This is a genomic window from Chryseobacterium oryzae, from assembly GCF_022811665.1.
GTDB lineage: Bacteria > Bacteroidota > Bacteroidia > Flavobacteriales > Weeksellaceae > Chryseobacterium > Chryseobacterium oryzae.
Window position 1 is genome coordinate 1,700,714 of record NZ_CP094529.1, and the last position, 13,428, is coordinate 1,714,141.

At 34.9% G+C, this 13,428-nt stretch carries 10 protein-coding genes and 1 pseudogene; all 11 read left to right on the forward strand.

The window, feature by feature from the left end:
• The first annotated feature begins 148 nt into the window (after positions 1-148).
• On the forward strand, positions 149-1,846 hold the full coding sequence (kdpA, locus tag MTP08_RS07790) for a potassium-transporting ATPase subunit KdpA (protein WP_243575484.1): 1,698 nt from the start codon (positions 149-151) through the stop codon (positions 1,844-1,846).
• A 17-nt stretch (positions 1,847-1,863) separates the two neighbouring features.
• Entirely contained in the window at positions 1,864-3,900 is a 2,037-nt protein-coding gene (gene kdpB, locus MTP08_RS07795; protein WP_243575485.1) for a potassium-transporting ATPase subunit KdpB, read from the forward strand.
• 113 nt (positions 3,901-4,013) lie between these two features.
• The gene (locus MTP08_RS07800; RefSeq protein ID WP_243575486.1) at positions 4,014-4,574 is read left to right on the forward strand and encodes a K(+)-transporting ATPase subunit C; all 561 of its coding nucleotides are present in this window, start codon (positions 4,014-4,016) and stop codon (positions 4,572-4,574) included.
• A gap of 14 nt (positions 4,575-4,588) precedes the next feature.
• Complete coding sequence (locus MTP08_RS07805; RefSeq protein ID WP_243575487.1) at positions 4,589-5,671, forward strand: porin; 1,083 nt, start codon at positions 4,589-4,591, stop codon at positions 5,669-5,671.
• Between the two features lie 249 nt (positions 5,672-5,920).
• Positions 5,921-6,628 (forward strand): annotated as a pseudogene (locus MTP08_RS07810) (DUF389 domain-containing protein).
• 25 nt (positions 6,629-6,653) lie between these two features.
• Positions 6,654-7,778 carry a sensor protein KdpD gene (locus MTP08_RS07815; RefSeq protein ID WP_312196133.1) on the forward strand — a complete coding sequence of 375 codons (1,125 nt, stop codon included), beginning with the start codon at positions 6,654-6,656 and terminating at the stop codon, positions 7,776-7,778.
• A complete protein-coding gene (locus MTP08_RS07820; RefSeq protein ID WP_243575489.1) occupies positions 7,778-9,502 on the forward strand; it encodes an ATP-binding protein in 1,725 nt (574 codons plus the stop codon). Before MTP08_RS07815 ends, MTP08_RS07820 begins: the two co-directional genes overlap by 1 nt.
• A gap of 816 nt (positions 9,503-10,318) precedes the next feature.
• Positions 10,319-11,803, forward strand: a complete 1,485-nt coding sequence (locus MTP08_RS07825) for a DUF2779 domain-containing protein (RefSeq protein ID WP_243575490.1) — start codon at positions 10,319-10,321, stop codon at positions 11,801-11,803.
• Positions 11,804-11,875: 72 nt separating this feature from the next.
• On the forward strand, positions 11,876-12,145 hold the full coding sequence (locus MTP08_RS07830; RefSeq protein ID WP_243575491.1) for a hypothetical protein: 270 nt from the start codon (positions 11,876-11,878) through the stop codon (positions 12,143-12,145).
• Between the two features lie 660 nt (positions 12,146-12,805).
• Complete coding sequence (locus MTP08_RS07835) at positions 12,806-13,147, forward strand: cyclic-phosphate processing receiver domain-containing protein (protein WP_243575492.1); 342 nt, start codon at positions 12,806-12,808, stop codon at positions 13,145-13,147.
• Between the two features lie 17 nt (positions 13,148-13,164).
• Positions 13,165-13,398, forward strand: a complete 234-nt coding sequence (locus MTP08_RS07840) for a beta propeller repeat protein (protein WP_243575493.1) — start codon at positions 13,165-13,167, stop codon at positions 13,396-13,398.
• Positions 13,399-13,428 lie beyond the last annotated feature (30 nt).

A 13,428-nucleotide genomic window follows, 5' to 3' on the forward strand; every position in this document is an offset into this window, starting at 1 on the left:
AAAAATATTTTTAAAGAATGGGTGGAGTTAATTCTTTGGACGTCGTTCGTGATTGTTTTCATTTATGTGATTATAACGGTTAAAAATATTTCTGCGGTTTAAAATCATTAACGAAGTTGAAAAGACAAAGTGACTTTAATCAAAAAAAATGAATACAGAAATTTTAGGAATTATATTGATGTTTGCATTGGTGGTATTATTTGCTATTCCATTAGGGCGCTACATTGGTAAAATATTCAGCAACGAAAAAACTTGGCTCGATGTGATTTTTAATCCTATCGACAAACTATTTTATAAAGTTTCCGGCGTCGATCCTGAAAAGGAAATGAACTGGAAACAACATCTTGGCGCATTACTTACCATCAATGTTGTCTGGTTTTTGTTTGGAATGTTTGTTTTAATGAATATGTCTTGGTTGCCATTAAACCCTGACAACAATCCATCAATGGGTGCCGAACTTGCATTTAATACCACGACAAGTTTTATTTGCAATACTAACCTACAACACTACTCTGGAGAGACTGGAATATCTTATTTCGGACAACTTATACTAATGCTTTTCCAGTTTATAAGTGCGGGGTGTGGGATTGCTGCAGCAGCAGTTGTGTTTTTTGCAATGAAAGAGAAGACAACCGAAAAATTGGGTAACTTTTACTTCTTTTTTGTAAGAAGCTGTACAAGAGTTTTGTTACCAATTGCTGTAGTTGTAGCTTCATTATTAGCTTTCAACGGAACTCCAATGACATTTGAAGGAAAAGACCCGATTACAACTTTACAAGGTGATAAAGTAGAAGTCAGCCGTGGTCCTGTTGCAGCATTTGTTGCTATAAAGCATTTGGGGACTAACGGAGGTGGATTTTTCGGTCCCAACTCTGCACACCCATTTGAAAACCCCAACTACTTTACCAATATTGTCGAAATAGTTGCGCAAATGGTAATTCCTTTGGCAATGGTATTTGCAATGGGTTATATTTTAAGAAGAAAAAAATTGGCTTGGACTATTTTTGGTGTGATGACAGTTGGCTTTTTGCTTCTTACTATCCCAACTGTTTTTAACGAAATAGGTGGTAATCCAGCGATCGAAAAAATGGGGATTCCTCAGAATCTTGGGAGTATGGAGGGCAAAGAAGTTCGATTTGGATCTGCCGCTTCTGCTTATTGGAGTATTGCAACGACTGTAATCTCTACCGGTAGTGTCAATTCTATGCACGATAGTTTTACACCGCTCAGTGGTATGAATCAATTGCTTGGTATGATGGTCAATTGTTTCTACGGCGGAGTTGGTGTAGGTTTCTTAAACTTCTACATCTTTATTATTCTTGCCGTATTCATCAGTGGATTAATGGTAGGAAGAACTCCTGAATTTCTCGGTAAAAAAATAGAAGCCAAGGAAATGAAAATCGCAATGATTATTGCTCTTCTTCACCCTTTCTTAATTCTTGTAGGAACTGCAATTTCAAGTTATATGGTTGCTCACAATCCTGACGAATACGGAAGCTGGTTAAACAATCCGGGTTTCCACGGTTTCAGTGAGATGTTGTATGAATTTACTTCATCAAGTGCTAATAACGGAAGTGGTTTTGAAGGTTTAGCAGATAACAACCCATTCTGGAATATTGCCTGCGGAATCGTAATGCTGATGGCAAGATATTTACCAATCATTGGTCCGGTTGCTATTGCAGGAAGTCTTGCCGCTAAAAAGTATATTCCTGAAAGTGCGGGAACACTTAAAACAGATACAGCAACATTTGGTTTAATGGTATTTGCAGTAATTGCAATTGTAGCTGCGTTGTCATTCTTCCCTGCGTTAGCATTAGGTCCAATCGCAGAGTATTTTTCACTTTAATTCTTATCTATATTATAATGAAAGGAAATAACAATTTGTTTCAGCCAGAATTGGTCAATGAGGCATTGAAGCAATCTTTTATAAAATTAAACCCTTCCAAAATGTTCCGAAATCCGGTAATGTTTATGGTTTGGGTAGGAACTCTCGTAATGGCAGGCGTTTGTGTTTGGATTGCAATGGGAGAACAAAGCCAAGGCAGTTTGGTTTACAATGTTATCGTAACCGCTGTTTTATTCATCACATTATTGTTTGCCAATTTTGCAGAAGCGATTGCAGAAGCGAGAGGAAAAGCTCAGGCAGATTCTCTTAGAAAAACAAGAGAAGAAACACCTGCAAAATGGATTAATCCACACGGAGAAATTTTCAATGATGAGTTAACAATTGTTCCCTCATCTCAGTTGAAAAAAGGAGACGTTTTCCTTTGCGAACCAGGCGATATCATTCCGTCGGACGGAGAAATTATCGAAGGTTTGGCTACAATTGATGAAAGTGCCATCACAGGAGAATCTGCTCCTGTAATCCGTGAAGCGGGTGGAGATAAAAGCAGTGTAACAGGAGGTACGAAAGTTCTTTCTGATAAAATCAAAGTAAAAGTTACAACGGAGCCAGGAGAAAGCTTCCTGGACAAAATGATTGCTTTGGTTGAAGGTGCTTCCAGACAGAAAACACCAAACGAAATTGCTTTAACAATTCTATTGGCTGGATTTACATTAGTATTCATCATTGTTACAGTGACTTTAAAGCCATTTGGTGATTATGCTAATACGCCAATTACAATTGCAGCATTTATCTCATTATTTGTATGCCTTATTCCAACTACGATTGGTGGATTATTATCAGCAATCGGTATAGCAGGAATGGATAGAGCTCTGAGAGCCAATGTCATTACTAAAAGTGGTAAAGCGGTAGAAACTGCGGGAGATATTGACGTTTTATTATTAGATAAAACAGGAACGATTACTATCGGGAACAGAAAAGCTACGCATTTTCATCCTGCAAACGGAGTTGATGAAAAAGTCTTGATTAAAGCTGCTGTTCTAAGTTCTATGGCAGACGAAACGCCGGAAGGAAAATCAATTATAGAATTGGCAGGAATTAATCCCCTAAGCTATGAAGTAAAAGAACCTCAGTTTATCAGCTTTACTGCAGAAACAAGAAGTTCAGGGGTTGATTATGAAAACACACGTATCAGAAAAGGTGCAACTGACGCAATTAAAAATATTGTTACAAATGCGGGTAATACATTCCCAACAGAAGTTGCAGAAAGAGTCAGAGAGATTTCGCAAAACGGAGGAACGCCACTCGTGGTTTCAGAAAATGAAAAAGCACTTGGGGTTATAGAATTGCAGGATATCATCAAGCCGGGAATCAAAGAACGTTTTGACCGTTTGAGAAAAATGGGGATCAAAACCGTGATGGTAACGGGGGATAACCCATTGACTGCAAAATTCATTGCCGAAAAAGCTGGTGTAGACGATTTTATTGCAGAAGCAAAACCTGAAGATAAAATGAATTACATCAAAAAAGAACAAACCGAAGGTAGATTGGTTGCGATGATGGGTGATGGTACCAATGATGCACCGGCTCTTGCTCAGGCAGATGTGGGTGTTGCGATGAACAGCGGAACGCAGGCTGCAAAAGAAGCAGGAAATATGGTGGATTTGGATAATGACCCAACCAAATTGATTGAAGTGGTGGAAATCGGAAAGCAGTTATTAATGACTCGTGGAACATTGACAACCTTCAGTATTGCGAATGATGTAGCGAAGTATTTTGCGATTGTTCCTGCATTATTTATTGCATCAATTCCAGCATTGCAAGGTCTTAATATTATGGGACTTCATTCTCCTGAATCTGCGATTCTTTCAGCAGTTATTTTCAATGCGATCGTAATCCCAATGTTGATTCCATTAGCATTAAAAGGTGTGGCTTACAAACCAATTGGTGCAAGTGCATTGTTGAGAAGAAACCTTTTGATTTACGGTTTGGGAGGAGTAATTATTCCATTCATCGGTATCAAAATAATAGACCTAATCGTATCAGTATTTATCTAAATTGTTAAACAAGGGAAAGAGTAAAGAAGTTGGTGTAAAAGTAATCTCAAAAGCTTTGGACCGTATCCAATTTTCCTCATCAGCTTCTTCTTTGCCCTTAAAAAATTAAAAAAATGAAACAAAATATATTACCAGCCATCAGATTAACGCTTTTCTGTGCGGTATTTTTTTCAGGATTCTATACACTTTTCATTTTCGGAATTGCACAAGCTGCTCCCAATAATGGAAAAGGAGAAATCATCGAACACAACGGCAAGAAATTTTACGCCAATGTGGGACAAAAATTTGACAAGGACGAATATTTCTGGTCACGTCCTTCGGCTGTAGATTATAATGCTGCAGGAGCTGGAGGAAGTAACAAAGGACCTTCAAACCCGGATTATCTGAAAGATGTTGAAGGAAGAATCGAAAACTTTATGAAACACAATCCAACAGTTCAAAAATCTGATATTCCTTCTGACATCGTAACTGCGAGTGGAGCAGGTCTAGACCCGAACATCTCTGTTCAGGCAGCTAAAGTTCAGGCTCAAAGAATTGCTGATATCAGAAAGGTCGACATCAGTAAAGTCAATTCACTTATTGGAAAAAGTATCGAATCTCCTTTCCTGGGAATGTTCGGAACTGAAAAAATTAACGTTTTAAAACTCAATATCGCATTAGACGGTTTGAAGTAATTATATATTTAGAAATGAAAAAACTATCATTACTGGCATTTTTAATGCTTGGAGCAGTTTCTACACTGCACGCTCAGGAAGAAACTAAAAACCCTTTAAAAATCTCTGGTTATGCAGAAGTGTATTATCAGTACGATTTTAATAATCCTGAGAACAACACAAAACCGGGATTTGTGTACAGCCACAACAGAAACAATGAGGTCAATCTTAATTTAGGATTTGTAAAAGCAAACTACGAAACTGAAAAACTAAGAGCTAATGTAGCTTTGGGAGTTGGAACATATATGAATTCTAACTATGCGGCTGAACCGGGTGTTTTGAAAAATATTTATGAAGCTAACGTTGGGGTGAAAATTTCAAAAAACAAAAATCTTTGGATTGATGCCGGGATTATGCCTTCTCACATCGGTTTTGAAAGTGCCATCAGTAAAGATTGTTTTACTTTAACGAGAAGTATTCTGGCGGACAACTCTCCATATTTCGAAAGTGGCGCAAAAATTTCTTATTCAAGCGACAACGGAAAATGGTTTGTAAGTGGTTTGGTTCTTAATGGTTGGCAAAGAATCCAACGTGTAAACGGAAATTCGACAGTAGCCTTTGGGCACCAATTAACATACAGACCAACAGAAAAAATTACTTTAAACAGCAGTTCTTTCATTGGAAAGGATAAACCGGACAATATTAAGCAAATGAGGTATTTCCACAACTTGTACGGAAGTTTCCAAATCAGCAAAAAGTTTGCTTTGATTACAGGTTTCGATATCGGTGCAGAGCAAAAAACTAAAGGAAGTGACCAGTACAACATTTGGTATTCTCCGGTTGTAATTGCCAAATATTCTCCAACAGAAAAATTAAGCATTGCTGCGAGAGGCGAATATTACAGCGATGAAAAAGGAGTAATGATTGCAACTGGAACAGCAAACGGATTCAAAACGTTTGGCTATTCTGTAAACGCAGATTATTGGATTCTTCCAAATCTGGTTTGGAGGACAGAACTTAAAAATCTTAGCAGTAAAGATGACATTTTTATTAATAGAGATAACGAACTTAAAACAAACAACTTTATGGTAGTGACATCGCTAGCTGTAAGTTTTTAAAAATCTCCATATTTACTAAAAAAATCCTTGCCGGGAAACCGGTCGGGGTTTTTCTGGTAAAAGATAAAATGTGAAAGGAATTTGCCTAACTTTCATTAAAAATTTTCGATGAAACGATTTGATATTTTTAAAAGATACTTAGGGCAGCAGATTTATACAGCCAAAGAAGAAAATGAGTGGGAAACATACGGGGAGATAAAAGAAGGCGTTATCTTCAAAGGATTCAATCTATGGATTCTTGGGTTTGCGATGATTATTGCCTGTATTGGCTTAACCACCAATTCGGTAAGTGCAGTAATTGGAGCAATGTTGATTTCACCGTTGATGGGTCCGGTTATAGGTTTTGCATTTGGATTGGCAATCAATGACAGAAACCTGAGAATCGAAGGAATTAGAAACTGGATATAAATGACTTTAGTAAGTCTTGCTTCTGCAACTTTATTTTTCTTTGTTAATCCTTTCGACCATTCGACGCAATTATTAGAATCTTTTCAAAAAGCATCAATCTTTGATATTTTCCTTGCGTTTTTTGGTGGAATGGCGGGCTTCATTGGAATTGTAAAAAAAGAAGGCATAAAGATTATTGCCGGTGTAGCGATTGCTACAGCTTGTATGCCGCCACTTTGTACAGCAGCATACGGTATTGCACATCTTGATTTTAAATATTTTATCGGAGGATTTTATTTTTATTCTATTAATTGTCTTTTCATCGGTTGGGCAACTTTTTTATTGTCGAGGTATTTTAAGTTTTCACGGATAACCAAAGAAAAAAGAACAGTGAAAAGTGTCATATTATGGGATTTGTTATTAATCGTAATGTTAGTTCCTGGTATTTGGATTGGTTATCAGAAATGGAAAATAGAAGAAGACAGCCCACGACAAATGACAGATTCTGAAAAAATCAGCGCATTGGAAAAACGGATAGAAAGGTTGGAACGAAATGTCAACAAAAATTAGACTTAAAAAAATTAAAAATTACTATATGCAGCAAGATGAAAATTCTGCACAGGACTTTCTTAATCTTATAAAAAAATCAAGACGAGGAAAATTCAAAATCTACATCGGGATGAGCGCCGGTGTTGGAAAAACCTATCGTATGTTACAAGAAGCCCACTCTCTTTTAGCAAGTGGTATTGATGTGAAAATCGGATATATAGAAACACATCAACGTAAAGAAACTCACTCCCTTTTGGACGGGCTTCCCATTATCCCGAGAAGAAAATTATTCTACAAAGGCAAAGAATTAGAAGAACTCGATGTTCAGGCTGTGATTAATCTTCGTCCGGAAGTTGTGATTGTGGATGAATTAGCTCATACCAATATCGAAGGAAGTAAAAACGAGAAACGTTGGCAGGATGTGATGGATATTCTGGATTCCGGAATTAATGTAATCAGTGCAGTTAATATTCAGCATATCGAAAGTCTTAATGAAGATGTTAAACAGATTACCAATATCGAAGTTCAGGAGCGTATTCCTGACAATGTTTTGGCCCAGGCAGATGAAGTTGTAAATATTGACCTTACCTCTGAAGAATTGATTGACCGTCTAAAAGCAGGAAAAATCTATGAAAATTCAAAAATCAATTCTGCGCTCAATAATTTTTTTAAATCTGAAAATATTCTTCAGCTCCGTGAATTAGCTTTGAGAGAAGTAACGTCGCAGGTGACGAGAAAAGTGGAAACTGAAGTTACGATTCATAAGTCCGTCAAGAAAGAAAAGTTTCTGGCTTGCATCAGTTCCAATGAAAAAACGGCTAAAAATGTGATTAGAAAAGCATCTAGACTTGCCAATTATTACAACAGCCAATGGTATCTGCTTTATGTGCAAATCCCACGTGAAAGCTCAGACAAAATTCCTTTGGATAAACAAAGACATCTCATCAATAATTTCAAAATGGCTACAGAATTGGGTGCTGAAATTATTAAAGTTGAAAACACCAATGTAACAAGAGCTATAATGGAACAATGTGAAGAGCGGAAAATCACAACCGTATGTATTGGCAAACCACACCTCAATCTTTTTAAGATTATCATTGCTACCGATACTTTCAATACTTTGCTTAATAAATTGTCACAGGAAAATATAGATCTAGTAATTTTGTCCTAATGAAAATAAAAACCAAACTCAATATAGGTGTCGGTCTGCTTTTTATGATGATATTATTGTTATCAATCTTAAGTGGTTGGTATATCAATCAGCTTAAAAAAGATACCAATAACATTCTGAAAGCAAACTATAATACGCTTCAATATTCCAGAAATATGCTGTTGGCTTTAGAGGAAATTAATTCTGACCCATTAGCATTCAGTGTTTTTGAAAAACATCTCAAACAACAACAGGAAAATGTGACCGAGCCTGGTGAAAAAGAATCAACAGATAATGTTGCTATTCATTTTAAAGCTTTGAAAAAAGATTCTGCCAATCTTGGACTTCAAACCTCTATAAGGAAAGACCTTGCTGAATTGATGCAAATCAATATGAGCGCCATTGAGCACAAAAGTACAGTTGCAGATTCGACGGCAAAAAATGCGATTATTGTGATTTCGACTGCAGGAATGGTGTGCTTTATTATTGCTTTTATTTTAATGGTTAATCTTCCTTCAAACATTGCAGATCCGATTAAAAGCCTTACTGAAAGTATCAAACAGATTGCGAATCAAAACTATAAAGAACGGGTACATTTCGAAAGCCGAAGTGAGTTTGGAGATTTAGCCAATTCATTCAATACAATGGCGGAAAAACTTCAGGAATATTCTGAAAGTAAGCTGGATAAAATCATCAGAGGAAAAAAACGTATCGAAACCTTGATTGATAATATGCACGACCCAGTTATAGGTATTGATGAGGATAAAAAAGTTCTTTTCGTAAATGATGAAGCTTTGAAGATTACAGGACTTAAGAAAGAAAATTTTGTAGGAAAATTGATTCAGGATGTTGCTGTAAATAATGATTTGGTAAGAGATATCATCAAAGAAATGATTGTATCAGATAAAACAAATTCGGAAAAAGAAACGATGAAAATCTATGCTGACGGAAAGGAAAGTTATTTTGAAAAAGAAATTGTTGACATCAATATTATTCCGACAGGAGAACAACAAAGTCGTTTTATTGGTCAGGTTATTATGCTTAGAAACATTACGCCTTTCAAAGAACTGGATTTGGCTAAAACTAACTTTTTGGGAACGGTTTCCCACGAATTCAAAACCCCGATTTCTTCTATACAAATGGGATTGCAGCTTTTAGAAAACGAACAGATTGGAAGTCTGAATAATGAGCAGAAAAACCTTGTTAACGGGATTAGAGAAGATTCAAGTCGCTTATTAAAAATAACAGGAGAATTGCTGAATATTACACAAGTTGAGAGTGGCTCTATCCAACTTAATATGAAAGAATCAAGCATTAATAAAATTATTGAATACGCCGTCGAAGCCAATAAATCTTCTGCGGAACAAAAACATATTCATTTCAAAATCGATGTAGAAAAAGGTTTGTTAACAGTCTTGGCAGACAATGAAAAAACAGCTTGGGTTCTCAATAATTTGCTGTCAAATGCCATTCGTTATTCTTATGAAAATTCTAATATTAAGATTACTGTCAGAAAAGTTGAAGATAAAATTCAATTCTCTGTTACAGATACCGGACAGGGAATTGCGCCTCAATATTTATCCAAAATCTTTGACCGCTATTTCCGAGTTCCCGGAAGTAAAAAAGAAGGAACAGGTTTGGGATTAAGCATCAGCAAAGAATTTATTGAAGCTCAAGGCGGAGAAATTACGGTAAAAAGTGAGTATGGAGCGGGAAGTACATTTACCTTTGATTTGAAAGGATGATATGGATGGCAAAAAGCCGTTTGATTATGAAAAAGAGTAAAAGTTTCTTTTAAAACCCCTGCAGGTTGTGGTAGGTGATAGTGGCTATTGCACATCAAAATGATCTCTAAATTAGTATTTTTGAATTGTACTGGAAATGGGAATCTACAACTTTTCTACAAATATATCATCTATAATAAAGTTCCCAAAATCTTATCTATAAGTTCTTTATAATTTACTTGATTGATATGAATCACAAAATTGATGTTGGTTTTCTATGGAAAATAAATATATATTTGATTCGATAACTTCTTTGTGGTTTTTTAGTTTTTTCTTGAATCTTTGCAGTTATTACTAATGTTTTTATAATCTCAAGTATTTGATTTAAAACGTTTTGTGCAATATTTTTAAGTATTTTTTTTGTCTCATATTTGTACCATATAAATATAAAATATTGATTATCAGATATTATTATTTTTGAAGAAGTGAAATAATTAGCAATCATAAATAAACAAAAACTGCTGTAAACGTAATGTTTACAGCGGTTTTTTGTTTATGCATTTTTTTATCAGTATCTATTGTATACATGTATCTCATTTTTACAGTATCTATTAACGGAAAATGTGGTTCTTATTATATTTTAAATGCACTAATATATTTTTAAAATTTTTGAATTATAGGCTTCAGTAATCTTAAAATACTAAAACTTTGCTAAATTTTTCAGAAGCAGTTGAAGTAAAAACATTGAAGCAGTTTCGATGAAATAATTTTTTTTTTAACCGGACACGGATTGACTGTTTCTTAACGTTTATTTGTATGAATTAAAATTAATACAATTTGAAAACTTTATCTAAATCCCGTTTTGTTTCTGGAATACAATGCCACAAAAAAGTTTGGTTTGATTTCTATCGTAAAGATTTAAAAGCACCTGTTAACGAAGCACAGCAACGCATTTTCGATCTCGGTCACAAAATTGGAGAATTGGCTTGGCGAAAGTTTCCCGATGGAAAAGACGCAACTCCAGAAGATTACTTGGATTTTACACCTTCGATTGCAAACACAAAACAATGGATTTCTGAGGGAATGCCTACCATTTATGAAGCCACATTTTCTGCTAGAAATGTGTTTTGCATGTTAGATATTTTACACAAACATCAAGATGAATATTGGGCTATTGAAGTTAAAAATTCTACAAGTGTAAAAGATTATCATCTTACAGATGCTGCATTTCAGTATTTTGTAATGGCGGAAAGTGGTTTCATACCTGATCGATTTTTTCTCATGCACATTAATAATCAGTATGTAAAGGATGGCGAAATCACGTCTGATATTTTTCATTTGGAAGACATTACTGAAAAAGTGCTTGAAAGGCAACCTTGGGTCATTGAAAACTTAGATGCTATTTTGCAGGCTCTTGAATTGGAAGACGAGCCAGAAATAACTATTGGTGGACAATGCGGTAGTCCTTTTACATGTGATTATCAGCATCATTGTTGGTCTCATATTCCTGAAAACTCAGTATTTGAACTGAGTAGGGCAGGTAAAAAATCTTGGGACTTGTACGAACAAAATATTTTGTCAATTAATGATATTCCCGAAGATTATCCCTTATCGAATTTTCAACAATTACAATTTCGCGGAAGCAAATTTGGTGAAAAACATATTGATGTAGTCAGCATTCAAAACTTTGTTGATAAATGGCATTTTCCTCTTTATTTCTTTGATTTTGAAACGATATTTCCCGCCATTCCTGTTTTAGATGGCACACGACCTTACGAGCAAGTTCCGTTTCAATATTCGCTACATCGGTTGGATGATCAAGGGAATTTAGATCATTTTGAATTTTTGGCTAATCCTGCTTCTTTCCAAGATCCAAATGAAAGTCCATTGAAAAATTTGATTTATGAGATGAAAAACCATTTTGGAAGTAATGGCAGCATCATCGCTTATAATATGGCTTTTGAAAAAAGAATCTTGGTAAGTTTAAAGGAAAAATTTCCTGAGGAAAAAACATTTTTAGAAGATCTAATAGAAAGAATGGTCGATCTAATGGTAGTTTTCCAAAAGAATTGGTATTATGATTCTGCTATGGGAAAATCTTATTCTATTAAAGCAGTTTTACCTGCATTAATTCCGGAGCTTTCCTATCAAGATTTGGAAGTTTCTAATGGAGATATGGCAAGCAACCTATTTCACGCATCTGTAGAAAACGGTTCTTTTATTACCAAAAATCTAAAAAAAAACCTTTTGGAGTATTGTAAATTAGACACTTACGCAATGGTGGCTTTGTATCATTTTTTGCAAAATTTATATGTAAGATAATTGTAAATTACGGTTTTCCTTATATGAATTATATTGCGTTTTTGGTATATTTAAATCTTAAAAAATAATCTTATGATCATAAGAAATGGCGGTGTAGCTATTGATATTTCACAATTAAGAGCTATAAAAACAGAATTTCTTTCTCAAGGAGGAAATTTGATTTTTGAGTTTAATAATTTGGTAATTCCTATAGAAGATCCAGATACTGGAGAGCAAAGGCAGCACTCATTTCCTAATGAAGCAGTAAATGTTTATATAGAAACATCGGATTCGCTTCGTGCTTACTTTGATGAATGGGTAGATCTTTGGAAAGAATATAAAACAAGTAAGAGAAATATATAAAATCTGAATTACACAGCTCTCTATCGACTTCTGGCGACGAAATAGAAGTTTGTCTGTGCTCCAATATACTTTTGTGTTATGAATAAAATTTTTCATTCAATACGCGACAAATTTTTCGAAGAGGTGACGGAAGAACCAATTCATTATCGACACGAAAAAATTTCAAAGATTTTGATAATCAGTATGTTAATATTTATGTTGATATTGATTGACCTGATAATTGTTGGAACGCTACTCGGTTATCTCGCTGAATTTGTAAAACTGAAACGGGCTCACTAGATAATGAAGAAACAGATAGTTTACATTGATTTAGATGACTTTATCGTTGATTTGATCGGAAAAATGCATTTGGAATTATCAACGAATCCTGCGTTATATGAAACCGAAACGGATATTATTAATGAATGTACAACAATATTTGTAGAGGCTCTCTAGAAACGTCTTGGGGTAGAAAAATATTTACCATCTATGTACAAAAAACTGATTCTGACTCATCATAAAAACCTTTTGACAGGAGATTTTTTAATTGATGATAGAATTAAAATAAGGTAACTGAATTTAAAGGTTCATATCCATTTTTTTAGCGAAGACCATCCTACATGGGAATCTGTATTGGAAGAACTGACTCAGAAAATTGACAATTAAATACCCATTATAAAAATGAAAAACCTATACCTGGATGATCTACGCAAAACCCCAGATAATTTTGAAAGAGTGTACTCCTATGGAGATTTTGTAAAGTATATTAGCGAGAATGGACTGCCAGATTTTATTTCATTTGACCATGATCTGGGTGAAGAGAAAACTGGTTACGATTGTGCCAAATTTTTGGTTGAGTTTTGTTTGGATCATCAATTATGTCTTCCCGAGTATGTTGTGCACAGCCAAAATCCTGTAGGAAAAGAGAATATTGAGAAATTGTTTGAGAATTTCGAAAGATTTCATTACAGGTTTGTAAAAGGTCACGGTTTGGCTTTATCACATTTTACTTTTGGGGTATAATTTAAAATCAAATCGATATGCCAACAATGATTAACAAAAGGAAAGAACTTATTAGAATTAGCCCAAAGGATGCAAAAAAGTTAGAATATTCCACCAACGATGGTAGAACTTGGAGTACAAGATTCAGTGGTTCTTCAACACAAGGTGAGTTCCAAGATCTTACAGACACTGGGAAAGAAATTCTCGGAATTACTACCAAAGGTCTTTATTACTCAAAAAATGAAGGAAGAACTTGGAGCAAAAGAAGCTGATTCTTTATTTTCTAAAAAAATTAAACTTTT

Coding starts and splice junctions, on each gene's coding strand:
- MTP08_RS07805 (WP_243575487.1), top strand. CDS start 4,589: ATGAAAAAACTATCATTACTGGCATTTTTAATGCTTGGAGCAGTTTCT.
- kdpA (WP_243575484.1), top strand. CDS start 149: ATGAATACAGAAATTTTAGGAATTATATTGATGTTTGCATTGGTGGTA.
- MTP08_RS07835 (WP_243575492.1), top strand. CDS start 12,806: ATGAAAAACCTATACCTGGATGATCTACGCAAAACCCCAGATAATTTT.
- kdpB (WP_243575485.1), top strand. CDS start 1,864: ATGAAAGGAAATAACAATTTGTTTCAGCCAGAATTGGTCAATGAGGCA.
- MTP08_RS07800 (WP_243575486.1), top strand. CDS start 4,014: ATGAAACAAAATATATTACCAGCCATCAGATTAACGCTTTTCTGTGCG.
- MTP08_RS07815 (WP_312196133.1), top strand. CDS start 6,654: ATGCAGCAAGATGAAAATTCTGCACAGGACTTTCTTAATCTTATAAAA.
- MTP08_RS07830 (WP_243575491.1), top strand. CDS start 11,876: ATGATCATAAGAAATGGCGGTGTAGCTATTGATATTTCACAATTAAGA.
- MTP08_RS07840 (WP_243575493.1), top strand. CDS start 13,165: ATGCCAACAATGATTAACAAAAGGAAAGAACTTATTAGAATTAGCCCA.
- MTP08_RS07820 (WP_243575489.1), top strand. CDS start 7,778: ATGAAAATAAAAACCAAACTCAATATAGGTGTCGGTCTGCTTTTTATG.